Here is a 24,222-nt window from a genome sequence, read left to right on the forward strand (position 1 = left end):
TATTGAGACAATGATGAAAACACCTATCAGCAAGCCTTTGCCCCTGGCAGGCGTTCGAGTTCTTGACGTAAGTCAAGTCATGGCCGGCCCCTACTGCTGCATGTTGCTTGCTGACTTGGGTGCTGATGTCATCAAAATTGAGCCGCCTGGTACTGGAGATCAAACTCGCGGGGCAATGGGATTCAAGATGAAAGGCTCAGATAGCATGGGCTTTTTGAATATGAATCGCAACAAGCGTAGCGTCACGCTCAACCTCAAAACAGAAGCCGGAAAAAAAGTATTTTTTGAGCTCGTGAAGACAGCCGATATCTTGGTCGAAAACTATCGTCCCGGCGTCATGAAAAAACTAGGCATCGACTACCCTTCCCTAAAAGATCTCAACCCCGGACTGGTCTATGCCAGCATCTCAGGATTTGGGCAAACAGGACCGTGGGCGGATCGCCCCGGCTTTGACCTCATGGCACAAGCTATGTCTGGTGTCATGAGCGTCACAGGTTATCCAGATGGTCCTCCTGTTAAAGCGGGCGTTCCGGTAGCGGATATTGGGTGCGCTCTTTTTGCAGTCTACGGAATTTTGTCGGCCTATATTGGCAAGACGAAATCAGGTGAAGGTCAATTTATTGATGCTTCCCTCTTTGATTCTGCTTTAGCCTTTTCGATCTGGGATACAGCGCAATATTGGGGCACTGGTGTTGAGCCTTACAAGTTGGGCACATCCAATCATATGAGCGCGCCCTATCAGGCCATGAAAGCCTCCGATGGTTATTTTGTAATGGGCGCCACCAATCAAAAGCTCTGGAAACTCCTCTGCGATAAGATTAATCGCCCAGAATTATTTGAAGATTCTCTCTTTAGAACCAATCCACTACGTCTTGCCAATCGCTTGATACTGGCTGCTGAGCTAGAGAAAACTTTTATCGCCAAAACTAGTGGGGAATGGGTGGATCTCCTATTGGCAGCAGGCATTCCGGCTGGACCAATCAATACCTACCCACAAGCATTTGATAGTGAGCATGGGCAGCATCGCCAGATGTGCATGGAGATTGACCACCCAATTGAAGGTAAAGTTCCCAATATTGGCTTTGCAGTCAAGATGATGGGCACTCCGCAACAGGTTTCTCGTCACCCTCCTTTACTCGGCGAGCACACCGATGAAGTGCTTAAGGAATTAGGTATTGCAGGGCAAGAACTCAAAGCACTAGAAGAAGGCGGCGCTTTCGCAGCCTGAGGTATTTACTGTTTCCAAGAAAAAGAAATGGGCTCCTTGGAGCCCATTTTTAACACTCACTGACTTCTTAACTACCCAACTTAAGCACCATCTGAATTGGCGATTGGGGGAGCCTCGAACGGATCTTTACTTGGTTTAGCGGGAGGTGCCTTTTTAGCTTTCGTGCCAGGCATCAACTCAAAATCTGGAGTAAATGTAGTCAGCGTGCTTCGCAGTTGCTCAAATGCCTTGCGATCACCTTCAAACTTGGCTTTGCCTTCAGCTTGGAGTTTTTCAAAGGTGGTTTGTCCGCCCATAACTTTTTCCAAGTCGCTACGATTGACGGTAATAGTCAGGTTCGGCTTTTTATCTTGATAACCCTTGATATTGCTCAGCGCAGAATTACTCATCTCCACGACAAACTTTTCACCGTTATCAGGAGTGCTAAGGTTAATGGTGAACTTCATGCCAGCAGCTTTTTTACTGTCCATGCTGATGGCTAAGGCATTTAACCAAAGCTCTGTAGTCATTGCCTTAATCATGTCAGGACCATTGGTCTTTGGCGATGCTCCAGAAGGCATGCCATGACGCAGCTCATAGGCAGCGCCTAAGAAACTATTGCGTACGCTTGGGCTTTCTTTTTGATAGCCAATTTGCTCAAAAATATCTGCCAATAAATCTTTAGCTGCCGTGTTGTTTGGTTCTGCATAAACTAATTTATTGACGATCTCCATTGCTTCACGGTACTTACCCTGTTTATAGAGTTGCTTGCCCTTAGCCATGATCTTGCCTGAACCACCCATCATCTCTACATAGAGTGGCGCAGAATCTTTAGGCGATAAAGGGATCAAGGTAGCAGGATTGGCATCCCAGTAGCCCAAGTAACGATTAATGACGGCGCGGCTATTGTGCTCCTCTGAGCCATGGTAACTGTGAGCAGCCCATTGAGACTTTAGGCTATCAGGTTGCTTATAGACGTTATGCACTTCATTGATGGTCACACCGTTATTTGCTAAGTGCAGAACCTCATTATTCAGATGTGCATAGCTATCACGCTGTGTGCGCATCACTTCTTGCACACGATCATTACCCCAACGTGGCCAAGAATGTGAAGCAAACATCACTTGTGCTTCATTGCCATAACGGTATAAAGCATTGTTAATATTTTTAGACCATGCCAAAGCATCACGTACTAATGCGCCACGTAAGGTATAGATGTTGTGAATGGTGCCCGTAATATTTTCAGCGGCCCAGAATGCTTTCATCTGCGGGAAATAGGTATTCATCTCGGCAGGTGCTTCGGTACCGGGGGTGTTTTGGAATTCCATCTCTACGCCATCCACCGTCATTTTTTCAAATGGCTCATTAATCAAAATTGTCGGCTCAATTAAACCCAGGTTACCTGCCGCAGTATTTTTACCAATCGATTGGTCAACGTGACCAAATGGACTACGTGGCAATAAAACGCCGTACTGGAAATACAAGCGGCGCGTCATGGCATTACCCGCATAGACGTTTTCTGCCACGGCGTGATCCATGAAACCGGCTGGAGCAATAATCTTCACTTTGCCACTCTTGACATCTGCTTCATCCACTACGCCGCGCACACCACCAAAGTGATCGGCATGAGAATGGGAGTAGACCACCGCTACTACAGGGCGCTTACCTAACTTCTCATTAACCAACTCTAAAGCTGCTCTAGCAGTTTCTTTTGAAGTTAAGGGATCAAAGACAATCCAGCCGGTATTTGTTTTGACAAAGCTGATATTTGATAAGTCAAAGCCGCGCACTTGATAAATCTTTCCCGGGACCACTTCATAGAGGCCGTAGCCCATATTGAGAATCGCTTGACGCTGTAATGATGGGTGAACGCTATCAAAGTCCTTGCCTTGTAAGAGGAAGTCATAACTACCCATATCCCAAGCAACGTTACCGGCATCTGCCATGATGGTTTTATAAGTAGGCGCCGCAATGAACCCCCTCTTAGATTCTTCAAAGTCACGTTTATCTTCAAACGGCAAGGTTTTACGCAAGCCATTTTGTAGCTCAACCGTAAATGTGGATGGTGCCTTACCCTTTGGGTCAAAGTGCTTGCCCTGCATTGCGCCAGGGTCAGCGACCACGCCACCGCCGCCTGCGGCAATGGCGGAATTACCGCAAATGAAAGCAATAGATAGGACAAGCAGGGAGATTTTGGTTTTCATGAAAGCCTTGAAGTAACACATATATATTGGCAAAAAAAGACATCTTATGAATGTAAAGACTGCTTCACCTATAGGCAATTAGCCATGGAGCTAATGCCTAATGCTGAATAGAGGGTAAGAAAACGATAAATTGAGCACCTCCGCCAGGAGCATCTTGATATCGGAGATAACCGCCATGACGAGACACAATGTGTTGGCAAAGCCATAAACCTAAGCCCATGCCAGAGCGCTTATTACTTCCAGAGAGTAATTCAAATAAGTGCATCTGGGCATCAATTGCAACGCCACCCCCATTGTCAGACACCTCGAGTTGAATCCCCTCGGACACATCATGGCTCTTAATCTGAAGCATTCGAGGAGATCGAGTGGATTCACCAAGAGCTTGGATTGCATTATTAATCAGGTTCAACAGTACTTGCTGAATTTCACCGCGATTGGCATTGATAAAAGACTTTGACTCTAGCCGAAGAGCCACTTGAAGATTCTTTGCCTGAATTTCAGGTTTAGCAATTTTGAGAACTGATTCAATCAACTCCACAATATCAATCCTCTCTACCCCAATCTTTCCATCTGAAAATATGGAGCGCAGAGATTGAATGATAGTGGTGGCCCGCTGGTTATCTACTAGCAACGCGTTCAGTATTTCTTGGTTTTGCTCAGTAGTTAAATGTCCCTCTGCTAACTTCTTCTGCAGAAACTGAATATTAAGCTGCGATGCTCCTAAAGGCTGGTTCAGCTCATGGGCTATAGAGGCTGATAACGCTCCTGTTGCCGCAGTTTTATTAGCCTTTAGCAAGGAGGCAATCAGACCCTCACGCTCTCTCAGTAATTTTTTAATCTCTAGGTTTTCAACCTCAGATTTAGTATTTGCTTGGGTTATCTTCTCAGACCAGTACGCGCCAATCGCAATATAAGATAAGGTATTCATCACAATCTGAAAGATGGTTAAAAATATCAACGCTTGCGGGAGTTGCTCAACTTCTCTAATAACAAGGCCCGAGGCTAACAAAATCGTTAAGCGCCCTAGCGCCAAAAATAGTTCAGCACCTGTAGCAAATTGGATATATAAAAGTTGCTTAGATGGATCAGTTTTTTTCTTTATATTGAGCTCAATAATTTGCCATGTAAAAAAGATGCTGATGATAGCGACAATGAAGGAAGTGCGCATTTCAAATGTGCCATGTTGACGCATGTATTCAAAAATGGGCACAAACAGAATGACCGAGCCTATAAAAAAATATTTAAGGCGTGGAATAATTGGGCCATTGAGAGATCTGCAAAAAAGAAATTGCAGTACTCCTGCGATATAAAAAAGGCTATTCGCAATTGTGAAATTAAACTCTGGATTTTTTGTCCCAGCGCTATTTGTGGCCACGCCAAAGCCAAATATGAAAAGGGCTAAAACACTAGTTCCGAGCGAAGATATCCAGTATGTACTGGGTTTAACACCGCGTTTCTCTAGAAAATAACGCAACATTCCAATCAATAAGCCCAACTGAATGGTGCCGAGCATAAAGAAATAAAGGGCTATCAGAAGCTTCATGGCATCTATCGTACAACGAGGGATAGATCTTGCGAACTACCTCTGGAATCAGGCAGCTTATTACTGCGTCAGGCTAGGCAAGCTACCGCTCAACGTTAAATAGAAAAAGTAAAGCGCACTGAGAAAAATCAGGCTGCCAATCAGGTATTGCGGATAACGAATCCCCTGCTCTGGCATACCCTGTTTTTTACCATTCACCATGGATCTCACTAGATTCTGTCTTTCGATCAAGCTCATGCCAATTGCCGCAATGATATGGATGATGACTATGCCAAGCACCACGTTTGCCACTACCTCATGAGCCTCTGATGCAATATCACCTAAAAACTCTTTAACCGATAGATAACCCGTGAAGCCAATGAATAGTATTAGTAACATCAGCGCAAACATCACCAAACCACCCGCTGGATTGTGACCCACATCGTGATGGAGATGGCCGCGTAACATGGACATAAAGTGTCCAATGACAGCTTTGGGACTTTTGAGAAATTGACTAAATCTGGCGTAACGAGTACCAATCAAGCCCCATACCAATCGGATCAGAACCAAAAGACATGCGGTATAGCCGAACGCATAGTGAATCAGGGCCCAGCGCTCACTCTCTGAGCTGAGCCAAGCACCGGCAAAACAAATGACTAACAGCCAATGAAACACTCTGACCGGTATATCCCAAACCATAATGGCTTGCCTGACCCTGCCCGTAGCACCAACTGCGTCATTTAGGGAATTGTTCATTTCGCAGGGATCTTGATATTTTTCTCGCTAAAGATGCCATTAGCAGCATCGCTATGACAAGCGCCACAATTAGCTGGGCTCTTAATACTTGCTCGCTTCCAAACCTCAGGTCTCACCTCATCATGCTTACGAATAAACCAAGATGTTTTGGTAATACGGTTTTCTGGAGCGGTCTCGCTGTACTTTTGTCTAGTGGTCGCATTCTTCACTAGCCAGTTAGTCAGCTCAGTCTGGGTCTTAGGATCCACACTAGCATCAGTACCGAAGTGCTTTGATAGACCAGACATGACATTCTTCCAACTCTGCTGACTTAAGAGTGCTGGCGGATAGGCCATATGACAACTTGCGCACTCAGCTTCATAAGAAGCTGGCGCGTCTGTAGGCATTGTCATTTTTCCTGCGAATGTAAATGGAGATGCCAATAGAAAAGTAGTGACAATAAATATAGTTTTTTTCATTTTGATGGGATTCATTTAACGGTCATAAGCCAAGAGAGGACATCTGCTTTTTCTTGCGCGCTGCAGTCCCTGCCAAGTACATCATTGCAATTACGCTTAAACCATTTCTCAGCTCTGGCCTCATCAGTAAAACGGGCTGGATTAGCGCTAGGCGCTAGTGGCTTAATTACCTTCCCAGTAACTATGTGTTTAGTGTCGTGATTCGGGGGATTTTCATGGCAGGATGCACAGCTCCATTCATTACCGTGCTTGGCATTGAAGAACTGCTCTCCGCGAACCGATGATGCCTTACCCGATTGAGACTCATAGGATTTTAGCAAGTCTTGTGGCGTTGCTGCACTGACTGTAAAAGCCAGGCACATTAGGATAATTCCCGACAATAAGCTCCAAAACATATGTATTCCTATAGATTGCACTATCTGAGTATGAACCCCTTAAAAAACGGGGAATTGCGATAGATCAACAAATAGTGGGGAATTAAGCCTTTTCTAGCTGAATTTGACCCAGAAATTCATTCTGATTAATAACATGAGTAATACAATCTCCATAATTGTTAAATCAACTACATTTATCAATTACCCCATTGCCGCCTATAGGCAATGTGATTCAATTTATTAAGGATTAATACTGTTATGAAAAAAATACTCATTGTTGTTCTTGCTGCTATCGCTGTCGGCGCCTACTTCGTACTCAATCAACCAAAAGCTCCTGTAGCTGCTGTAGCTGCTCAAGAAACTGCCCTCCTTTATGACGGAGAAGTTATCAACATTGATGCTGCAACCCGTACCGTTACCCTCAAAAATCAAGATGGTGAATCAACTATCGTTGCCGGTCCTGAAGTAAAGAACTTTGCTGAGATTAAAGTGGGTGATCGTTTCGACGTTGTTTACGAACTCGCTGTTGCTGTTGAATTGGTTAAGGTTAAAAACCCAGGCGTTACTGGCGAGCAAGTTACCACTACTACTGCTACTGCCCCACAAGGCGACAAGCCAGGCATGATCACTACGAATACCATTACAGCAACTGCCAACATTGAAGCGATTGATGCAGCTAAAAATATCGTTTCTTTAAAAGGTCCTCAGGGAAATGTCTTCAAAGTTAAGGTTCAAAATCCTGACTTAATGAAAGATATCGCTGTGAACGATCAAGTTAAAGTGGTTTACACGGAAGCGATCGCTGCAGTAGTCAGCGCACCAGCTGCTAAGAAGTAATGTAATAACTATCTTCTAGTAACTAGAAAGACAAAACCTCCGCTATGACCGCTAACGACCCATTGCTATCATTCGCAGCTAAAGAAAACCACCCAAAGGTGGTATTGATATGTTTTGAGGGCCTGGGGCAGAATCGAATCACCGACACAAGGATTTTAAATGGCATAAGCATAGCTATGTATGAATAAAATATTATTTGGGTCGAATTCTTAACTCATTTTCGTTAAAAACCGGCGGAGGCATACCTGCTGCAACTCTTGCGTTTACTCTTGCTTGCCACCTAAATACTGCCGGACAATTTAGAGTTTGACTAAATTCCAAAGAAATTGCAGGGCAAGATGACTGCCCATGATTAACCCATCCGGGCTGACAATCTATATATGAGTTAAAGAGAGTTTCGCAGGCTTGATATCCAGGTACTTCTGGTGGGGTCATAAAATAGCCAGGTTGTATTTGCGAATAAAAAGGTTGCGCTAAAGAAAGCACGGGGAAAAATATGCTGAAAGTAAGAATGCTTTAGTTTTCATATTAATCCTTGTATAGTAAACACATCTTTGTTGCACATAATCTTGAGTCTAAATATATCGGAATACTAAGGGACAATTTTTAAAGGCTGCACATAAACTCGGATGCTTTTTATTGCCGAGTTGTGCAAAATGTGCGCTCACTCTAGGGCCCTATTGTCAATTACAAATCTGTTGCTCCGCCTGTTCTATCTGTTGCCGTACAACAGGAGGCATTATGTATGATGGCGCACCATAGTTACCGCCATATGCCTCTGCGGGGATATTGGGTACGTCGTATTCTTGAGTACACTGAAGGTATCCATTACTAGTAGCTTGAATCATGGGGGGGGAAACACGTATTTGCGCACGGTAAAGATGTAAAACGATAAGGGGGGAGATCTTGGCTAATAGTAAGGTTTGGACAATCCGCCTCCAGTGTGGTGCCCGACCATCGTATATTGATGCAACCTTGAATATATGGGATAGGTTGGGCATTGGCTATTGTAATTAAACCCAGCAATAGTGTTGTTCCAATTAATTTCTTGCTCATAAAACTCCATTCTCTACAAAAGGACAATTCATGCTCATTCCAATCGATCTTAATTGGACTGACGCTAATCAGAACAATAGTTGGCAATGTCTTGCCTCATTTGGTTATAGGTAAAATCTTTACATTGAGAATACATAGGCAACGAAGGTGAGCCACAGTTTTCATATGCTTGCGGTGAAGCAATTGCTATTTCCATATTTTGGCAATACAGTACCTTAGGATTCCAAGGCTCTGATCCTGGCAGCCCCATACCTGAACGAATCATCCTGGTATAAAGGACTTGGCAAATACTGTCCCCACTACCAGGCTGAAATAATGCACAAAATCGAGGCAATAAACTAATTACGTACCCATTCAAGGCTGCACTAGTAAAGCCATTCTGAGCATTCGCATAAGGCGCACTTGAATTCTTTTGACCCTCCGTCACATCCTTGGCAATAGCTAAGTGATTTATGCTGCCAGAGATCGCTGCCAACGCTAGAGAAATGGTTAATTTTTTTAAGTGCATAGCAATAGATTTCACTTTATCTCAATCAATATTAAGTGAAGTTGTAATGCAATCTTAGTTAAACCCACCAGTGCAGGTAAGCACCCCACGGATATTTTCGACAAAATTACATAAATTCGCATTTTCTAAGGACGTACTAACATCAATACCCCTGTCATTCACACAAGTCGCCGTCATTAGGGTACCGTCTGGTCGGTAAACCAATCGCATCCCAAAACAACTCATAGGGTAATATCCAGGAGGCATTAGACTGCGTGATTGATTGTGATATTCAACAAAAGAGGGTTGCGCATAAGCTGAACTAATTACAGCCGTTAATATTGCTATAGAAATTATTTTCTCAATCGTATACATCCATTTCTCTTTATACATATCTGTGTTTTAAATATCCAATTACCGCAGCAATATTCCAGGTGAACTAGGAATACTTCCAGGTATCTTATTTAAGCTCAGTAATTGTGAAATGATCCGAATCACCATTGGTGAGTAGCCATTGTTTTCTGCTGGAACACTATAAATATCGCCATCTAAGTTCTTCACACTAGCAAAACTTTTAGTATTGCCCAGATTTTTATTGACCACCAGCAATGCATATTGGTTTTCTTGTCCGGCCTTTCTAGGACGAGTCGAATCTGATGGCGGCAAAGTCACTAAATAAGGTACAGCTTGATTTTGAGCTGCAACAACTTGCCCCAAGAATTCAAAAACGCTATGCGTTGAACGCATGGTAAGGATCAACTCGGCCTTAGAGCCTTTTTTATTGCTTGACTCTGCGCTTGCTCTACAAAAAATACCGGGACTAAATTCTTGTTTAACAAAGTTTGCAAACTTATTCTCATCTACGCAAACTTTATATTGAGTATGAGGGTAAGGTTGGCCATACATACTCCCGCCCCCAAAGCCACCCATGCCGCCATAGGGCGATCCCATGCCGCCATAGGGCGATCCCATGCCAGGAAAGGATGGGTTGTAGCCGCCACCGGGCATCGGATTATTTGGGGTGCGGCCACCTGGTAAGCTGCGGGCAGGAGGCATAGGTGGCTTAGTAGCCTCCTCTTGCACTTGATCCACAGTCAAACCATAACTGAGTAATTTATATAACTCAGCCTTAAATTCGGGGTACTCCGGGAGTAGTGGATTATTAATATACTTTACGGACTTACCATCTGGCTGCTTAATTTCAATTGCAGCAATGATTAAGCTAAACATGACTTCTCTGGGCAAGTTATCAGAGATAAAGAACTTGGCAGTCTCCACTGGAATCGGGGATAAGAAGCCTCTTAAAAAGGTGGCGTTATCTAAGGATGATTGAGAAAAATTAAAACTATTTCCGAAGGAAAGTGAGAGGCTGGGACTGATACTATTGATGCCTGTAACACCACCAGCAACACCGCCAATCAATCCATTTAAAGAAGCATTCAGACTTGGGCTAGTTGTAACATTTCCAGAGCCATTAATACTGGGAATATCTAAAAAGCTTAAGGGTCTCTCGCTTGATGCTCTAATAATGTTAATCAGAATGCTATTGAGCTGATACTGCTCTAAGATGCCAGCATAATTTGCTGACATTTCTGTAAAGTCAGGTGTTACTGGGGTAGTGCAACTGGTTAGTACGCCAATAGCAGAGAAGCCAAGCAAAAATTTTCTGAGTTTACGAGTATATTTATTCAGCATATTAAGATTAATTGATGGTCTTATTACCTACTATATAACAACTGTGCCAAAACAATTGCTAGGTCAAACCAGTAATAACGAAGGTAGTTCATGGCACAGCCCACATCTGGTAATTTTGATTGTAGTAAGGTGGAGGTAAACCTTTAGGGATGCATTGGGTGACTAAATCCTGAGAATTTGACTTACAAAAGGCTGTTGCACCTTGAGAAAAAACTAGACCTTGTCCATAGTTAATAACGCCACCTGAAACCGGATTTACGAAGCAGGTTGAACCATTCGCATATATGAATACATAATCGTTAGGGGTTAAAGGCGGACACACTCCGTCTGGGGTGGTTTCACCATCGATCAATTGCATTAATTGATTTTGGGTTAATTTACATGATCAAGACGAAAATTTCCATCACATTCAGTAGTCTGCTGGGCAAAAGAACTTGAGACACCAGATACAAAGTTAATCATCATAACAAAGAATTTTAATAGTAATTTAAATTTAGGCATTGTTAACTTTGTCTTCAGAAACTAAATGGAGACAACCTATCTGTTGCTGGGTGCAATTGGCTTTTGCTCTACTTGTGACTGCTGTCCTTCTTGCATTATTTGGGAGCCACCGCCTTCTGACTGGGTTGTGCAGCCCGAAGAAAACCATGTCGCATTAACCTCATTACAAAATTCGAATGTCCCACCTCCATTACCAAATGGGCTATTGCAATTCATATAATTTTGATAGGTAGATTTACATATTGGGCTAGCGTTAGGAGCGAGAACCTGGGGGCTATAAAACTGAGCAAAAGAACTTGAAACACTAGATACATAGATCATAAAAACAAATAAGCATTTAAGTAGAGATAGATATTGAGACATCTAAATTCCTTTAATTTTTTTGTGAATTGGGGAATAAGAAACTACCAGGAAATACATAAGGTGTATTGCGATCTGCCAACCAAATAATCATTTTACAAACGCAAAAGTAATTTAATATCACTCCAATACCAATGCCAATAAACCAATCCAAGGGTGTTGCCAAATGTTCGACTATCACCATATCAAAGAAAAAATACACGATGGGTACGAAGCATAACCAAGAAGTAATCAAACCTGGGTTATACAAAATCTTACCCTTGATATTAAAAATAAAGGTGTGAGCAACAATATTTCCAATGGATACCATCATGGTTGCAAATGCTAGCCAGATAGCTTGACGCCAAAATAAAGCCGCCAATACATAACTACCCCAGCCAAAAAAGACATTGACGATCATACCGCTGTTGGCATTTAACGGATACCGATCAGGAATATCACTGCTGAACAATGCCGTATTAAGCATTCCAGGGAAATATCCTGGGTAACGCCATTCCTCTATCTGGTGCAAAAATAATGAACCAAGGCTAAGCCATAACACTAAAGTCATGCCAGATGGTTGAATAGCATAGAGTGCGATAGCCAAAACAATTGCCAAAAAAATTGCTAGATCGAACCAGTGGTAGCGAAGAAAATTCAAGATTAATTACTTACTGCGGAAAGCAATTAACTGATGCTGCGAAATATGGATCATTTGGATAGCACATCATTTGCCCTCTAGCGAATCTAATGGCCTCGTCTTGATTGGGTGCCTCAATGCCAATGGTGAGGGTGTAGTTTGGCTCTAACGGCGGGCCGTCTGTCAATTTACATTCACAAATATACCTCTGAACTGGTATACAGCCATCAGGCTGCGTAGGAACACCAGACCCAGGGCAATACTGTGCATGAGCGGATTCAATACACAAGGCACTTACGATAATTATTATAGAAAGATATATTTTTTTCATTGTGCGCTTAACTATCCACAGATTTAATTACATACCATAGGTTTTACAAGCTTGGACTCTTTGCTTTATGTAATCGCATGAAGTTGGGTTGCAAGTTGTTTTCCCAGTCTCATATAAATTTACTAAAGTTTTACAGTTTGCAATTTCCTGAGGGCTTGGCAATGAGCTTGTCGATGGTTCCGAGGAGTAATAGTCCATCATGGACATGATTATCGAGAAGGCCATGCTCTTGCAATACTCTTGGGGTGTATAGGCACTAGACATATATTGCTTGTATTCACCTTGAACCATACAACGATTAAAGTAAACTTCATAAGCCTGTTCTTGCGCCTGTTGAGACATAAATGGCTGAGCATGAGCTAATTGAATACAGGATATGCTTAAGAAAATCAATGCAGCAAGGGAATGTTTTTTCATTTATATTGACCGCAAGAACTAGGTGGTGGAGCCATTCCTAATAATGCTGCCGCCTCTGCTACGAAATCGGATTCAAGAAGTTTAGAATGCACCAGGATTTCCTAGGGGGTTGTAATTACCTTGCAACAATGTGCAAGCCACTTCAAATATTTCTCTAGGAAGTCCATCTGAGACAAAATTATTAGTCCAGTATTCAATTGCTGCATTTTTACTAACAGCAGAAACGGTACCTCCACCAATAACTCCAGGCAGGTAACTCTCCCAAGGCCTCACTATAGTTGTGATGCAGCTATAAACTGACATGGGTTGTGAAAAAATTGAGGGCGAAATTAAGGTACACAACATCAAAACAAAGAATAATTTTTTTATTTAAAAACTTTCATACTGAATAACAGTGGTAGCGAAGATAGTTCACCAGCTTATTGATTGAAAGAAGGATTTTGAGTGCACCAATAAGTAAAAAAGGAAATTTGCGCCCCCCAAATTCGTACATTTTCAGCAGCAGTTTGCATAGGATTGTTCATAATTCTATTACGATTAAAAGCTAGGCAATTATTAATGGCTTGCTGTTCTGGAGTGATGGTTGGATTCTCCTCAGCTTGTTGACCCATTATATTGGTCATCCAAGGAGGAGGTTCAGGCTGAGCCAAAGTTAGTCTAGTGAATGATAAGCTCAAAAGAATTGCTGTCACAAGATAAAATTTTTTCATTGCCTTTAATTCACTCCTTAGTCGTTTCTAGTATCTGAGTATGCAAGCTACACAGGCTGCGCAGAAATTTGTAACGTTAACGCACCAAAAATGGCACTTCGTCACTAAAAACCAGTCGGCCCAGGACTAAACTGATTATTTGATGGGAAGTAGTTACCATCAACTACGCAAGCTACGTTAAATATTTCCCTAGGAAATCCTTGTGAGACAAAAATATTAGCCCAGTTTTCAATTGCTGCATTTTCACTCACAAAAATTCCACCGCCTCCCTCGTAAGGTCCAGGCTGGTAACCATTCCAAGGCCTCACTATGATCATGTTGCAGTTATAAAATGACGTGGGTTGTGCAAAAATTGAGGGCGAAATTGAGGTGTACAACATCAAAACAAAGAATAATTTTTTCATTTAAAGACTTTCACACAAAATAAAATAGATAATTATTTTTAATCTAGTGTATCTATATTTTATTTGTTGAACTAAATTTGAATCAAGCGGTCGGTTTTGAGAGAAAGTGACTATGGCAAGTAAGCAAAAAGTATCAAAACCCCTTAATAAATCCAATTCTCCCGTTGCCAGAACAGGTCAAGGCAGCACGCTTAAAAAGCGTCTTTTAAAGGCCAAAGAAGAAGACCTTATTAACGGCAGGGAAAAGATTTTGATGGCGGCTCGGGCCTGCTTTGCCCGGCAAGGCTTTGCTGGCACATCCATGAAAGATATTCAATTGGCCGCAAACTGTTCTCGTGGAAACTTGTATCACCACTTCAAAGCCAAAGAAGAAATTGTTCAAATCATTACTGCGCAGAACCTAGGTCGATTCTGTGATCGGATCGAGACTATTCTCAAAGAATCCGATGAACGTGACTTGAGCTTATTAGAGATCATTGAAGAGTTAGCTAGTTTTGCTGAAGAAATTACAAAAGGTCCTGGTAAGGGAATTGCGTTTCATGTCTGGTCTCTGTCGATGGTTGAGCCTGAAGTACGTAAAACCATGCTGATCTACTTTGAACGGATTCGTAGCGGCTTAGAGCAAAAAATTATTCTCTTAATGAAAAAAGGCAAGCTGCAAAAGAATAAAAATACTCAACAGTTATCCGTAGCTCTATTTGGACTAGTCATACCAGGCTTTACTGTACAAAGCGTATTCATGGATGAAAAGGCAATTGATTCTTTACAGTATGCCGAATCGCTCAATTTGCTATTAAAGAGAAGCCCATGAGGTTTCGACAGGCCGTTATTGGCCGATAGCGGACCCTCAGTGCCAAAAGAAAAGCCACCCCGTAGGATGGCTTTGGTAACGATTTTGGTAACAAGGCTGTTGTATTGCCACAAACCCTTGTAATACCTATTGACTTGGCGGAAGAGGTGAGATTCGAACTCACGGAGGACTTTCATCCTCGCCAGTTTTCAAGACTGGTGCATTCAACCGCTCTGCCACTCTTCCGTTGCGATTTAAGCCCTCGATTATAGAGAACTTTTGATTTGCGCCTCTAAATGCTGGGCAATTGCTAAACAAGAGGTGAGCCCTGGGGACTCAAAGCCATAGAGGTTAAATAAGCCGTTCAGTTGATGCTGTTGTGGTCCTTCAAAGTAAAAATCTCCTGCTGGGGCGTTTGGCGGGACGATTTTGGCTCTGACGCCCGAGTAATCCGCTTGTAAAGAGCCATCTTTTAGGCCGGGCCAATATTTTCTGACGGCTGCATAAAAGCTATCTCCCCGCCCTTGATCAACCGTGTAGTTAATCTGACTTTCTTCATCGATATGAAGCCATTCCACATCAGGGCCAAACTTGGCCTGCCCACCCATATCGAGAGTCAGATGAACGCCTAGTCCACCTGGCTCAGGGATGGGATAAATCAAATGACTAAATGGAGATTTACCAGATAAGGAGAAGTAATTACCTTTTGCGAAGTAGGCTTTGGGTATTCGGTCTTTCGAGAGTCCTTCAATTTTTTGGGCTAGCGCTGGCGCACTCAGTCCCGCACAATTAATCAGCAACTTCGTCTGAATGATCATGCCGTCAGCGCCACCAATCGTGAGCTCAAAGCCACCTTGGGCATCATTGCCAGTCGGCTTGGCACTAATCAAGGGGGATTGATAGGCAACCATACCGCCTGCATCCTCAAACCCACCAAGCAATGACAGCATTAATCCGTGACTATCTACTACGCCGGTTGAACTCGAGAGTACTGCTGCCTCACACTGCAACTGCGGTTCCAGCGCTTTCGCCTGCGCCCCTGAAATCATCTTGATATCAGGCACTTGGTTATTTTGAGCCTTATAAAGAATTGCCTGAAGGTCATCTAACTGACTAGCGTCTGCTGCAACGATTAATTTACCGTAGGCTTGCGTGCTTACTTGATGACTGCGGCAATATTCATACAAGAGACGATTACCTTCTACGCAGAGCTTAGCCTTGAGTGAATCTTTAGGGTAATAAATCCCCGCATGAATCACTTCACTATTGCGCGCACTACTGATGGTTCCAAAAGAATCTTCACGCTCGAGCAAAATCGTTTCTCGGCCTTGCAAAGCCATCTCGCGAGCAACTGCTAAACCAACGACTCCAGCGCCTACTACTACGCAATCAACCTGCTCCATCCGCTATTCCTGACTTGATTTCAGATATGTCTCAATTTTGTAATGACTTTTGCCTAAGATAAAGCACTTATATTGATCAAATCGTAACATTTTCAGCGTTTTAAGGGGATTTGGATGCCCTTATTGATAAAATCTAGCCATGTCTGTGCACGCCCAATTAGCCAATCAAAGTACTCACTCTGCCCTTGATGTGGTGCTCGATACCGCCTATCAAGGAATTGATGTTGCTAGCTGGGAAAAACTCTTTGCTTGCGCTCGCCAAAGTCATCTAGAGCAATTTATTGCAGATATGTTTGCGGGTAAGCACATCAACAATAGTGAAGATCGCCCCGCCCTTCACTCCGCGCTCCGTAACTTAAGCAAAACGCCAGTCATGATTGATGGCAAAGATGTCATGCCCGCTGTTTCTGAAGTTTGGCATCGCATCGACGCGCTGTGCAATAAATGGGTTGGCGTAACCGATGTCATTCATATTGGCATAGGCGGATCAGATTTTGGTCCTCGCTTAGCGATTGAAGCATTAGCGCATGTTCCCGGTATTGAAAGTCGCGGCATGCGGATGCATTTCTTGGCCAATATTGATACTGCTGAGTTAGCGCGCATCTTGGCACGTGCCCAAGCTCATAGTACTCGCGTGATTGTGGTCTCAAAGTCATTCACGACACTTGAAACTTCCATGAATGCCAAAGCCGTTGTTGCCTGGCTTAAAGACAGCGGTTGTTCTTCCAGCCAAATTACTAATTCTTTATATGCAGTCACTGCTAACCTCACTGCCGCTAAAGACTTTGGCGTAAACGAAGACAATATCTTTCCTTTCTGGGATTGGGTCGGTGGTCGCTACTCCGTATGGTCAGCTGTAGGTATGCCGATTGCCCTGCAATATGGCTTTGAAACATTCAAACAGTTTTTAGCTGGCGCTGAAGCCATGGACTTGCATTTTAAGAATGCACCCCTCGAAGAAAACCTGCCAGTCATCATGGCACTCGCTTTGCTACACCAGCAAGAGAAACACAACATTAAAGCTTATGCTGCCATTCCGTATGCGGATGCTTTAGATTGGTTTCCGAAGTGGTTGCAACAGCTTGATATGGAGAGTAATGGCAAGAGCGTAGATCGTGATGGTAAGCCAGTGAAGCATTCTTCGCCGGTGGTATTTGGTAGCGCTGGCAGTAATGCGCAGCACTCCTACTTTCAGCTCTTTCATCAGGGCACTGAAATCATTCCGATTGATTTCATTGCCGTGCGTGAACCGATGAGTGATCGGCCTGAGGCTATTGCGCATCATCGCATTCTACTTTCCAACTGCTTGGCACAAGCTCAGGCATTGGCAAATGGTAAGTCTGCTGCAAATCCAAATGACGTCTATCCAGGTAAGCGTCCTAGCAACCTCTTATTACTACCCAAGCTCAATGCATTTTATCTAGGTGCCCTGCTTGCTCTCTATGAAAACCGTACTGCGACATTAGGTGCCTTGTGGAATATCAATAGCTTTGACCAGCCGGGTGTGGAGTACGGCAAAGTATTAGCAAGGCCGATTGAGAAGGCACTCGCAAGTCATCAGAATGGTATTGCTGCCAGTGCAGATATTGATGCCGTTACTGCTGCCCGCATTAATCTATTAAATTCAAATAACTAGTTATCGCCCAAGCAAGGCCTGGGTATCTTTACTGAAAGATCTGCAATGCAATTGTCTCCGTCTATTTTTAAAGCTTATGACATCCGCGGAATTATTGATGAGACTTTAGATCCTTCTATCGCCAAACTGATTGGCCAAGCCTTTGGTACTGAAATGCGTGAGCTTGGTGAGACAGATATTGTCATTGGTCGCGATGGCCGCCTATCTGGCCCTAGTTTGATTGAAGCGTTAACAGAAGGCCTACTCTCCACCGGTATTAATGTGATCGATTTAGGTATGGTGGCTACTCCAATGGTGTACTTTGCTGCTAATCACACCATCAATGGCAAAACACCGAAATCCGGAATCATGATTACTGGCAGCCATAATCCCCCGAACTACAACGGTTTCAAAATGGTCTTGGGTACAGCGGCTATTTATGGTGAAAAGATTCAGGACTTACGTAAACGCATTGAAGCTAAGAAATTTGTCAATGGTCAAGGCAATCGAAGTGCCTTTGATATTTTCCCGATGTATCTCAACTATATCGTCGGCGATGTGAAGCTAGCTCGCCCCATGAAGATTGCAGTGGATTGTGGCAATGGTGTTGGTGGCGCTTTTGCTGGCAAGCTTTTCAGAGCTTTAGGTTGCGAAGTTCAAGAGTTGTTCTGCGAAGTCGATGGGCATTTTCCCAATCACCATCCAGACCCCGCTCATATTGAAAATCTGCAAGACCTCATCAAGAATCTCCAGACTACCGATAATGAATTGGGTCTCGCCTTCGATGGTGATGCCGATCGTTTGGGTGTGGTCACTAAAGATGGTCAGGTGATTTTTCCCGATCGCCAAATGATGCTGTTTGCTAAAGATGTGCTCTCCCGCAATCCTGGTGGTCAAATTATTTACGATGTGAAGTGCACTCGCAATTTAGCCTCCTACGTTAAAGAGCATGGTGGCGAACCCATCATGTGGAAAACTGGCCACTCTTTGGTCAAAGCTAAGCTCAAAGAAACTGGTGCTCCACTAGCTGGTGAGATGAGCGGTCACATCTTCTTTAAGGATCGTTGGTTTGGTTTTGATGATGGGCTTTATACAGGCGCTCGCTTACTAGAAATTCTGAGTAAAGAGAAGAATCCTAGCGACACCCTCAATAACTTACCCAATGCCATCTGCACACCAGAATTGCAACTCGCTTGCGCTGAAGGTGAGCCATTCGCATTGCTTGAAACCATTAAAGCCAATGCGAAGTTCCCAAGCTCAGAATCCATCAACACGATTGATGGCGTCCGCGTGGAATACGCCGATGGCTTTGGTCTGGCCCGACCATCCAATACAACACCAGTTGTGGTGATGCGCTTCGAGGCTGATAGTGAAGAGGCTATCAAGCGCATACAGGCGGAGTTTAAGTCAGTGCTGTTGGCTGTAAAGCCAGAAGCAAAGCTACCGTTTTAAGTAATTGAGGTCGGCTGTCACCAGCTAGCGTAATAGAGATAAAATTACTCATGATTTCCACTGTTAGCACCCCTATAGCCTACGATTACCCTCAGCAGAATGCTGCCGGAGCTACCTGCACCGCTCAAGCTTGGGCCAAAACACCTCCCCAACTTCATGGCACTGAGAAAGCCGCTGTTATTGCTCGCATTAAGCAACTACTGATAGAGAAAGATACTGCTTTAGTTGCCCATTACTACGTTGATGGTGATATTCAGGATTTGGCGATGGAGACTGGTGGCTACGTAGCCGACTCTCTGGAGATGGCCCGCTTTGGTAAAAATCACTCTGCCAAAAATTTGATTGTGGCTGGCGTGCGCTTTATGGGTGAATCTGCCAAAATTTTGAGCCCAGAAAAGCGCGTCTTCATGCCAGACCTAGAAGCAAGTTGCTCTCTAGACTTGGGCTGTGATGCTGCTGATTTTGCTGCGTTTAGAGCCCTTCATCCGGATCGCACTGTGGTTGTCTATGCCAATACGAGTGCTGCCGTTAAAGCACAAGCTGATTGGATGGTAACGAGCTCTTGCGCTTTAGCCATTGTTCATCAACTCAAAGTTGAGGGCAAAAAAATCTTGTGGGCACCTGATCGTCATTTAGGTCGCTATATTCAGGAGCAGACTGGCGCTGATATGTTGTTATGGAATGGTGCGTGCATTGTTCATGATGAATTTAAAGCAGTTGAGTTAGAAATGCTAATGGCATCACATCCCAATGCCATGGTTCTAGTTCACCCCGAGTCTCCACAAGCAGTTGTAGATTTAGCAGATGTCGTTGGCTCCACATCTGCCATGATTAAAGCCGTGGTTGAAGGTTCCGCTACTGAATATATTGTGGCTACTGATAATGGTATCTTGCATCGTATGCGCCAATTGGCTCCCAATAAAGTGTTGATCGAGGCCCCTACTGCCGGTGATAGCGCTACCTGTAAGAGTTGCGCTCATTGCCCTTGGATGGCCATGAATGGCTTGCAAGGTATTCTGAATTGCCTTGAGAACGCCTCTGGTGAAATTTTTATCAAAGAAGATATTCGAGTGAAAGCATTGGGCTGTATCGAGCGAATGTTAGATTTCACACAAAATCATCCCGATCTTCTGGCCAAGGCTCAACATGGCTTTGTGAAAAATATTGGCGTCGCTTAATTCAAATTTTTGACTGCATACCTATGTTTGATTACAACGAAACCTTGGAGCAGGCACGCCAACGCAATATCGCTGATGCGCTAATGGAGGATATTGGCAAGTGCGATTGGACTGCGCAACTAGTTCCCAGCAAACCCGTACATGCACAACTGATTGTTCGTCAAGAAGCTGTTCTGTGTGGGGTAGATTGGTTTGAAGGCACCCTCAAGAAGTTAGATCCTGCAGCAAAGGTGACTTGGTGCTACCTAGAGGGTGACTTGATGAAGTCCGATACCAAAGTTTGCGATATTGAAGCAAACTCTCGTGCCCTACTCTCTGCTGAGCGTCCCTGTATTAACTTCTTACAAACACTATCGTGGACAGCTAGCATTGCTCGTCAACACGTTGATGCCATCGCAGGCGTCAGCCCAAATCCAAAGGGTTGTGCTGTACTCGATACACGCAAAACCATTCCAGGCTTACGTCAGGCGCAGAAATATGCAGTACGTATTGGCGGTGGTCAAAACCAACGTCTTGCACTTTGGCATGGCATCTTAATTAAAGAGAATCATATTGCTGCTGCAGGAGGTGTTGCTGCTGCAGTGAAAGCTGCACAGGCTTTAAATTCTGGGGTGGATATTCAGGTTGAAGTGGAGAACTTTACTGAATTAAAAGAGGCTTTGGATGCTGGTGCAAAAAGCATCTTGATTGATAACTTCACCACCGAGCAAATGAAAGAAGCGGTCGTCTTTACCAATGGTCGCGCCTTATTGGAGGCCTCTGGTGGTATCGATTTAGATCAGATGCGTGCCATTGCTGCTACAGGTGTTGATCGCATCTCCCTTGGCAAGCTGACTAAAGATATTAGGGCAGTGGATTTCTCTATGAGAATCTTGTAAGCAACCTACTAAGCAATGTCAGCCTACTGCTGACACTATTACAAAACCCCTCCGATATTCGGCGGGGTTTTTCTTTTCTAGACTGAGCACATACATTTACAGGCATTTCAGTTTTTAGAGCCTTAATTTATGTATTGACATTAATTATTTTTGTATATACATTAATAGGGTGACTTCGTGATTGAATTTGACGATGCAAAGCGACAGATAACCTTATTTACGCGCGGTCTTGATATGGCTAAGGCAAACGAAGTATTTGATAAATCTCACTTGGATCAAATCGATGTCAGAAAAGATTATGGTGAAGCAAGGATTAGAACTTTTGGCTATTTAGACAAACAACCAGTATTTGTTGTTTGGACTTATAGGGGCAACATCAAAAGAATCATCAGTATGAGGAAAGCAAATGAACGTGAAATTAAAAAATATGAAGGAAGATTGGGTTGATCCAGATGATGCACCAGAAGCAGATGAGCAGTGGTTTCGAGATGCCCACGTCTATGTTGGCGACACCCTGATTAAGAGAGGTGTTGGTAGACCACCCATACAAAATACTAAAGAGATGCTCAGTCTCAGAATGGACTTTGATGTTCTTGAAAAACTGCGGGCGAGTGGTAAAGGCTGGCAAACCCGACTCCACAATTACATTAAAGAGGCCGTTTTAAAAGGCGACCTTTAATTAGGTCTCAGGATTTTCTGAGGTACCTTCTGCCTGAGGCGTCAAAATAGTTGGATAAGAAACTGCCCAAGTGCCTGGGTAATCGCGGCTGTAATGTAGCCCCCTACTCTCTCGGCGCATGAGCGCTGATCTCACAATCAACTCTGCACACTCAAGTAAGTTACGTAGCTCAATCAGATCTCGCGTCACTTTAAAGTTTGCGTAATACTCTTGCACTTCATATCTGAGGAGTTTGATGCGATGTAATGCACGCTCTAGTCTTCGATTCGTTCTCACAATACCGACGTAATTCCACATCAATGAGCGTAACTCATCCCAATTATGCGCAATCACCACTTGTTCATCTGCATCCTCAACCTGACTCTCGTCCCATAAAGGTAAATTAGGCATCGCTGGTGTTTTCATAGCAGAGATATCTGCAGCAGCTGACTTGCCAATAACGATGCACTCCAATAATGAATTGCTTGCCAAGCGATTGGCGCCATGCAAGCCTGTATAAGTAGCTTCGCCTACCGCATATAGACCAGGTAAATCAGTACGCCCTTTAAGATCAGTAACAACACCGCCGCAGGTATAGTGCGCTGCTGGTACAACAGGTATTGGCTCTTTAGTAATATCCAATCCCAAACTCATACAGCGCGCATAGATCATTGGGAAGTGCTCTTGAATAAAAGCTTCACCTAAATGAGTGGCATCGAGATGTACGTAATCGAGACCATGCTTTTTCATCTCAAAGTCGATTGCTCTGGCCACAATATCACGCGGCGCTAGCTCATGACGCTCGTCATGCTCGGGCATAAAGCGAGTGCCATTGGGCAATTTGAGTAAACCACCTTCACCGCGCATCGCCTCAGTAATTAAAAAGGTTCTATCACTGGGGTGATACAGACACGTTGGGTGAAACTGAATAAATTCCATATTACCGACGCGGCAGCCTGCACGCCAGGCCATAGCGATACCATCGCCTGTCGCGGTATCCGGATTACTGGTGTACTTGTAAACCTTACCAACACCACCCGTAGCCAATACAACTGACTTAGCTTCAATTGTTTCGACGCGATTATTGTTAATATCCAGGGCATATACGCCATAGCAGCGATTCGGCTTAGTCCGTTGCGTCTTCGCATCTAGGTGACGATTGGTAATGAGATCTAAAGCAATCCAGTGCTCTAGTAATTGAATATTTTTATGCGCTCGCGCTTTATCTAACAACACCTCATGAATAGCCTTACCAGTAGCATCCGCAACGTGTGCAATCCGACGCTGACTGTGACCACCTTCACGAGTCAGATGCAAACCCATGGGACCAGTCTCATCGGCGGTAAACGGAACGCCCTGATCAACAAGCCAACGAATGGCTTCAGCGCTTTCTTCGGCGATGTATTGAGCAGCAGACTCCACCACGAGTCCTGCACCAGCATCTAAAGTATCAGCAACATGAGAATCAACGCTGTCATGTACTTTATCAACCACTCCAACGATGCCACCTTGAGCCCAAGCGGTTGCAGCCTCACCCAGACCGCGCTTGGCCATCACAATGACCGGTTGCGTCTCTGCCATATGAAGAGCTACGGTCAGACCTGCTAAACCTGCTCCAATAATTAGGACAGGTAATTCTGCTTTGGAGTCGGTTGGCGGGGTTTGGGGTTTTGAACTAGCCATGTGGATTCAATTCTAAAGGGCAATGCAATATTGCGTTGATTATCTCTTGATGTCTCGATAGAAGTTTTCATGTGAGCCGATCGCCTCGAGATAGATCAAGCACAGGCCGTCATCAATTGAATAACCAAGCAAGTAGAGTTGATCCTTGCTTTTGAACTTATAGACCAACAATGCTGCTAAATCACCCTTCTTTCTTTCGCCAATTGAAGGTTTATTTGAAATAATTCCTACAGCGTCGTCCACATCCTTGGCGGTATTGTCATTTAGCTTTTTATATTGTCTGGCAAATCGGCGCGTTTGAATAACAGAATGCGCCATCAAACCTTCTTAGAGCGAGGAATGAATGGAGTGGCATCTGCCCTAGGCTCTGCTAATGATGCCAAAGAGGCAGTAATAAATGAAATTGGGAGGTCGGGATTATCAATTGCAGCTCTGCCTACCGTAGCCCAAAACTCAAGCTGGCCGGCAATAGTCCGATGCTCAGACTTGGCCTCTGATTTCGCTGCTTCATATAGATTTTCATCAATTCTGACTGGCATGCCCATCAAAAATCTCCCGTTTGAATCATTTTACTACAAAAGTAGCAAGATAGAAAAGGGGTTATTTCATAAGAAAAAACCGCCCGAA

The 24,222-nt window shown here is 43.9% G+C and carries 25 protein-coding genes and 1 tRNA gene; 9 read left to right on the forward strand and 17 right to left on the reverse strand.

Features of this window, described 5'->3' with window-relative positions; all coding sequences use genetic code 11:
* Nucleotides 1-13: 13 nt before the first annotated feature.
* Entirely contained in the window at nt 14-1,228 is a 1,215-nt protein-coding gene (locus tag ICN26_RS00640; RefSeq protein WP_439650712.1) for a CaiB/BaiF CoA transferase family protein, read from the forward strand.
* A gap of 80 nt (nt 1,229-1,308) precedes the next feature.
* Here the strand turns inward: ICN26_RS00640 and ICN26_RS00645 are convergent, their stop codons facing one another.
* The 5 genes from ICN26_RS00645 to ICN26_RS00665 all read right to left on the reverse strand — a co-directional run bounded on the left by ICN26_RS00645 (nt 1,309) and on the right by ICN26_RS00665 (nt 6,542).
* Nucleotides 1,309-3,411, reverse strand: a complete 2,103-nt coding sequence (locus ICN26_RS00645; protein ID WP_216266134.1) for an alkyl/aryl-sulfatase — start codon at nt 3,409-3,411, stop codon at nt 1,309-1,311.
* Nucleotides 3,412-3,508: 97 nt separating this feature from the next.
* The gene (locus ICN26_RS00650) at nt 3,509-4,954 is read right to left on the reverse strand and encodes a sensor histidine kinase (protein WP_216266135.1); all 1,446 of its coding nucleotides are present in this window, start codon (nt 4,952-4,954) and stop codon (nt 3,509-3,511) included.
* A 60-nt stretch (nt 4,955-5,014) separates the two neighbouring features.
* The gene (locus ICN26_RS00655; protein WP_215356346.1) at nt 5,015-5,689 is read right to left on the reverse strand and encodes a cytochrome b/b6 domain-containing protein; all 675 of its coding nucleotides are present in this window, start codon (nt 5,687-5,689) and stop codon (nt 5,015-5,017) included.
* Nucleotides 5,686-6,147: a diheme cytochrome c gene (locus ICN26_RS00660; RefSeq protein WP_255534333.1), complete on the reverse strand. Its 462-nt coding sequence runs from the start codon at nt 6,145-6,147 to the stop codon at nt 5,686-5,688. Before ICN26_RS00660 ends, ICN26_RS00655 begins: the two co-directional genes overlap by 4 nt.
* Before the next feature lie 11 nt (nt 6,148-6,158).
* The gene (locus ICN26_RS00665; protein ID WP_216266136.1) at nt 6,159-6,542 is read right to left on the reverse strand and encodes a DUF1924 domain-containing protein; all 384 of its coding nucleotides are present in this window, start codon (nt 6,540-6,542) and stop codon (nt 6,159-6,161) included.
* Nucleotides 6,543-6,779: 237 nt separating this feature from the next.
* On the opposite strand from ICN26_RS00665, the gene ICN26_RS00670 reads away from it, so the two are divergent.
* Complete coding sequence (locus tag ICN26_RS00670; RefSeq protein WP_216266137.1) at nt 6,780-7,358, forward strand: hypothetical protein; 579 nt, start codon at nt 6,780-6,782, stop codon at nt 7,356-7,358.
* Between the two features lie 1,120 nt (nt 7,359-8,478).
* On the opposite strand, the gene ICN26_RS00675 is transcribed toward ICN26_RS00670, so the two are convergent.
* The 7 genes from ICN26_RS00675 to ICN26_RS00705 all read right to left on the reverse strand — a co-directional run bounded on the left by ICN26_RS00675 (nt 8,479) and on the right by ICN26_RS00705 (nt 13,938).
* Entirely contained in the window at nt 8,479-8,922 is a 444-nt protein-coding gene (locus ICN26_RS00675; protein ID WP_216266138.1) for a hypothetical protein, read from the reverse strand.
* A 393-nt stretch (nt 8,923-9,315) separates the two neighbouring features.
* Nucleotides 9,316-10,596, reverse strand: coding sequence for a hypothetical protein (locus ICN26_RS00680; protein WP_216266139.1), 1,281 nt, complete (start codon nt 10,594-10,596; stop codon nt 9,316-9,318).
* A gap of 874 nt (nt 10,597-11,470) precedes the next feature.
* Complete coding sequence (locus ICN26_RS00685) at nt 11,471-12,097, reverse strand: HXXEE domain-containing protein (RefSeq protein ID WP_216266140.1); 627 nt, start codon at nt 12,095-12,097, stop codon at nt 11,471-11,473.
* A 337-nt stretch (nt 12,098-12,434) separates the two neighbouring features.
* On the reverse strand, nt 12,435-12,824 hold the full coding sequence (locus tag ICN26_RS00690; protein WP_216266141.1) for a hypothetical protein: 390 nt from the start codon (nt 12,822-12,824) through the stop codon (nt 12,435-12,437).
* A gap of 81 nt (nt 12,825-12,905) precedes the next feature.
* Nucleotides 12,906-13,127 (reverse strand): hypothetical protein, encoded by a 222-nt coding sequence (locus ICN26_RS00695; protein ID WP_216266142.1) that lies wholly within the window; start codon nt 13,125-13,127, stop codon nt 12,906-12,908.
* A gap of 116 nt (nt 13,128-13,243) precedes the next feature.
* On the reverse strand, nt 13,244-13,534 hold the full coding sequence (locus tag ICN26_RS00700; RefSeq protein ID WP_216266143.1) for a hypothetical protein: 291 nt from the start codon (nt 13,532-13,534) through the stop codon (nt 13,244-13,246).
* A 104-nt stretch (nt 13,535-13,638) separates the two neighbouring features.
* On the reverse strand, nt 13,639-13,938 hold the full coding sequence (locus ICN26_RS00705; protein WP_216266144.1) for a hypothetical protein: 300 nt from the start codon (nt 13,936-13,938) through the stop codon (nt 13,639-13,641).
* Between the two features lie 112 nt (nt 13,939-14,050).
* On the opposite strand from ICN26_RS00705, the gene ICN26_RS00710 reads away from it, so the two are divergent.
* The gene (locus tag ICN26_RS00710; RefSeq protein WP_216266145.1) at nt 14,051-14,749 is read left to right on the forward strand and encodes a TetR/AcrR family transcriptional regulator; all 699 of its coding nucleotides are present in this window, start codon (nt 14,051-14,053) and stop codon (nt 14,747-14,749) included.
* Nucleotides 14,750-14,884: 135 nt separating this feature from the next.
* Here the strand turns inward: ICN26_RS00710 and ICN26_RS00715 are convergent.
* Together ICN26_RS00715 and ICN26_RS00720 are read right to left on the reverse strand one after the other, a co-directional pair.
* A tRNA-Ser gene (locus tag ICN26_RS00715) sits at nt 14,885-14,974 on the reverse strand.
* 20 nt (nt 14,975-14,994) lie between these two features.
* Nucleotides 14,995-16,131: an NAD(P)/FAD-dependent oxidoreductase gene (locus tag ICN26_RS00720; RefSeq protein WP_216266146.1), complete on the reverse strand. Its 1,137-nt coding sequence runs from the start codon at nt 16,129-16,131 to the stop codon at nt 14,995-14,997.
* 139 nt (nt 16,132-16,270) lie between these two features.
* On the opposite strand from ICN26_RS00720, the gene pgi reads away from it, so the two are divergent.
* The 6 genes from pgi to ICN26_RS00750 all read left to right on the forward strand — a co-directional run bounded on the left by pgi (nt 16,271) and on the right by ICN26_RS00750 (nt 21,933).
* Nucleotides 16,271-17,767 carry a glucose-6-phosphate isomerase gene (gene pgi / locus ICN26_RS00725; protein ID WP_216266147.1) on the forward strand — a complete coding sequence of 499 codons (1,497 nt, stop codon included), beginning with the start codon at nt 16,271-16,273 and terminating at the stop codon, nt 17,765-17,767.
* A gap of 45 nt (nt 17,768-17,812) precedes the next feature.
* Nucleotides 17,813-19,198, forward strand: coding sequence for a phosphomannomutase/phosphoglucomutase (locus ICN26_RS00730; RefSeq protein ID WP_216266148.1), 1,386 nt, complete (start codon nt 17,813-17,815; stop codon nt 19,196-19,198).
* 50 nt (nt 19,199-19,248) lie between these two features.
* Nucleotides 19,249-20,376, forward strand: a complete 1,128-nt coding sequence (gene nadA, locus ICN26_RS00735) for a quinolinate synthase NadA (RefSeq protein ID WP_216266149.1) — start codon at nt 19,249-19,251, stop codon at nt 20,374-20,376.
* A 23-nt stretch (nt 20,377-20,399) separates the two neighbouring features.
* Entirely contained in the window at nt 20,400-21,254 is an 855-nt protein-coding gene (gene nadC, locus ICN26_RS00740) for a carboxylating nicotinate-nucleotide diphosphorylase (RefSeq protein ID WP_216266150.1), read from the forward strand.
* 177 nt (nt 21,255-21,431) lie between these two features.
* Nucleotides 21,432-21,701 carry a BrnT family toxin gene (locus ICN26_RS00745; protein WP_215356338.1) on the forward strand — a complete coding sequence of 90 codons (270 nt, stop codon included), beginning with the start codon at nt 21,432-21,434 and terminating at the stop codon, nt 21,699-21,701.
* Nucleotides 21,661-21,933 (forward strand): BrnA antitoxin family protein, encoded by a 273-nt coding sequence (locus ICN26_RS00750; protein WP_215356337.1) that lies wholly within the window; start codon nt 21,661-21,663, stop codon nt 21,931-21,933. The genes ICN26_RS00745 and ICN26_RS00750 overlap by 41 nt, the downstream gene beginning before the upstream one ends.
* On the opposite strand, the gene nadB is transcribed toward ICN26_RS00750, so the two are convergent.
* The 3 genes from nadB to ICN26_RS00765 are packed head-to-tail and all read right to left on the reverse strand — an operon-like array spanning nt 21,934 to nt 24,134.
* Entirely contained in the window at nt 21,934-23,595 is a 1,662-nt protein-coding gene (gene nadB / locus ICN26_RS00755) for an L-aspartate oxidase (RefSeq protein ID WP_216266151.1), read from the reverse strand.
* 39 nt (nt 23,596-23,634) lie between these two features.
* A complete protein-coding gene (locus tag ICN26_RS00760) occupies nt 23,635-23,913 on the reverse strand; it encodes a type II toxin-antitoxin system RelE/ParE family toxin (protein ID WP_216266152.1) in 279 nt (92 codons plus the stop codon).
* On the reverse strand, nt 23,913-24,134 hold the full coding sequence (locus ICN26_RS00765; RefSeq protein WP_255534334.1) for a ParD-like family protein: 222 nt from the start codon (nt 24,132-24,134) through the stop codon (nt 23,913-23,915). The genes ICN26_RS00760 and ICN26_RS00765 overlap by 1 nt, the downstream gene beginning before the upstream one ends.
* Nucleotides 24,135-24,222: the final 88 nt, after the last annotated feature.

Source organism: Polynucleobacter hallstattensis (assembly GCF_018881835.1).
Taxonomy (GTDB): Bacteria; Pseudomonadota; Gammaproteobacteria; order Burkholderiales; family Burkholderiaceae; genus Polynucleobacter; species Polynucleobacter hallstattensis.

Excerpts from the sequence above, each read along its gene's own strand:
- ICN26_RS00640 (WP_439650712.1), top strand. The coding sequence starts at position 14 with ATGAAAACACCTATCAGCAAGCCTTTGCCCCTGGCAGGCGTTCGAGTT.
- ICN26_RS00645 (WP_216266134.1), bottom strand. The coding sequence starts at position 3,411 with ATGAAAACCAAAATCTCCCTGCTTGTCCTATCTATTGCTTTCATTTGC.
- ICN26_RS00650 (WP_216266135.1), bottom strand. The coding sequence starts at position 4,954 with ATGAAGCTTCTGATAGCCCTTTATTTCTTTATGCTCGGCACCATTCAG.
- ICN26_RS00655 (WP_215356346.1), bottom strand. The coding sequence starts at position 5,689 with ATGAACAATTCCCTAAATGACGCAGTTGGTGCTACGGGCAGGGTCAGG.
- ICN26_RS00660 (WP_255534333.1), bottom strand. The coding sequence starts at position 6,147 with ATGAAAAAAACTATATTTATTGTCACTACTTTTCTATTGGCATCTCCA.
- ICN26_RS00665 (WP_216266136.1), bottom strand. The coding sequence starts at position 6,542 with ATGTTTTGGAGCTTATTGTCGGGAATTATCCTAATGTGCCTGGCTTTT.
- ICN26_RS00670 (WP_216266137.1), top strand. The coding sequence starts at position 6,780 with ATGAAAAAAATACTCATTGTTGTTCTTGCTGCTATCGCTGTCGGCGCC.
- ICN26_RS00675 (WP_216266138.1), bottom strand. The coding sequence starts at position 8,922 with ATGCACTTAAAAAAATTAACCATTTCTCTAGCGTTGGCAGCGATCTCT.
- ICN26_RS00680 (WP_216266139.1), bottom strand. The coding sequence starts at position 10,596 with ATGCTGAATAAATATACTCGTAAACTCAGAAAATTTTTGCTTGGCTTC.
- ICN26_RS00690 (WP_216266141.1), bottom strand. The coding sequence starts at position 12,824 with ATGAAAAAACATTCCCTTGCTGCATTGATTTTCTTAAGCATATCCTGT.
- ICN26_RS00695 (WP_216266142.1), bottom strand. The coding sequence starts at position 13,127 with ATGTCAGTTTATAGCTGCATCACAACTATAGTGAGGCCTTGGGAGAGT.
- ICN26_RS00700 (WP_216266143.1), bottom strand. The coding sequence starts at position 13,534 with ATGAAAAAATTTTATCTTGTGACAGCAATTCTTTTGAGCTTATCATTC.
- ICN26_RS00705 (WP_216266144.1), bottom strand. The coding sequence starts at position 13,938 with ATGAAAAAATTATTCTTTGTTTTGATGTTGTACACCTCAATTTCGCCC.
- ICN26_RS00710 (WP_216266145.1), top strand. The coding sequence starts at position 14,051 with ATGGCAAGTAAGCAAAAAGTATCAAAACCCCTTAATAAATCCAATTCT.
- ICN26_RS00720 (WP_216266146.1), bottom strand. The coding sequence starts at position 16,131 with ATGGAGCAGGTTGATTGCGTAGTAGTAGGCGCTGGAGTCGTTGGTTTA.
- pgi (WP_216266147.1), top strand. The coding sequence starts at position 16,271 with ATGTCTGTGCACGCCCAATTAGCCAATCAAAGTACTCACTCTGCCCTT.
- ICN26_RS00730 (WP_216266148.1), top strand. The coding sequence starts at position 17,813 with ATGCAATTGTCTCCGTCTATTTTTAAAGCTTATGACATCCGCGGAATT.
- nadA (WP_216266149.1), top strand. The coding sequence starts at position 19,249 with ATGATTTCCACTGTTAGCACCCCTATAGCCTACGATTACCCTCAGCAG.
- nadC (WP_216266150.1), top strand. The coding sequence starts at position 20,400 with ATGTTTGATTACAACGAAACCTTGGAGCAGGCACGCCAACGCAATATC.
- ICN26_RS00750 (WP_215356337.1), top strand. The coding sequence starts at position 21,661 with ATGAACGTGAAATTAAAAAATATGAAGGAAGATTGGGTTGATCCAGAT.
- nadB (WP_216266151.1), bottom strand. The coding sequence starts at position 23,595 with ATGGCTAGTTCAAAACCCCAAACCCCGCCAACCGACTCCAAAGCAGAA.
- ICN26_RS00760 (WP_216266152.1), bottom strand. The coding sequence starts at position 23,913 with ATGGCGCATTCTGTTATTCAAACGCGCCGATTTGCCAGACAATATAAA.
- ICN26_RS00765 (WP_255534334.1), bottom strand. The coding sequence starts at position 24,134 with ATGCCAGTCAGAATTGATGAAAATCTATATGAAGCAGCGAAATCAGAG.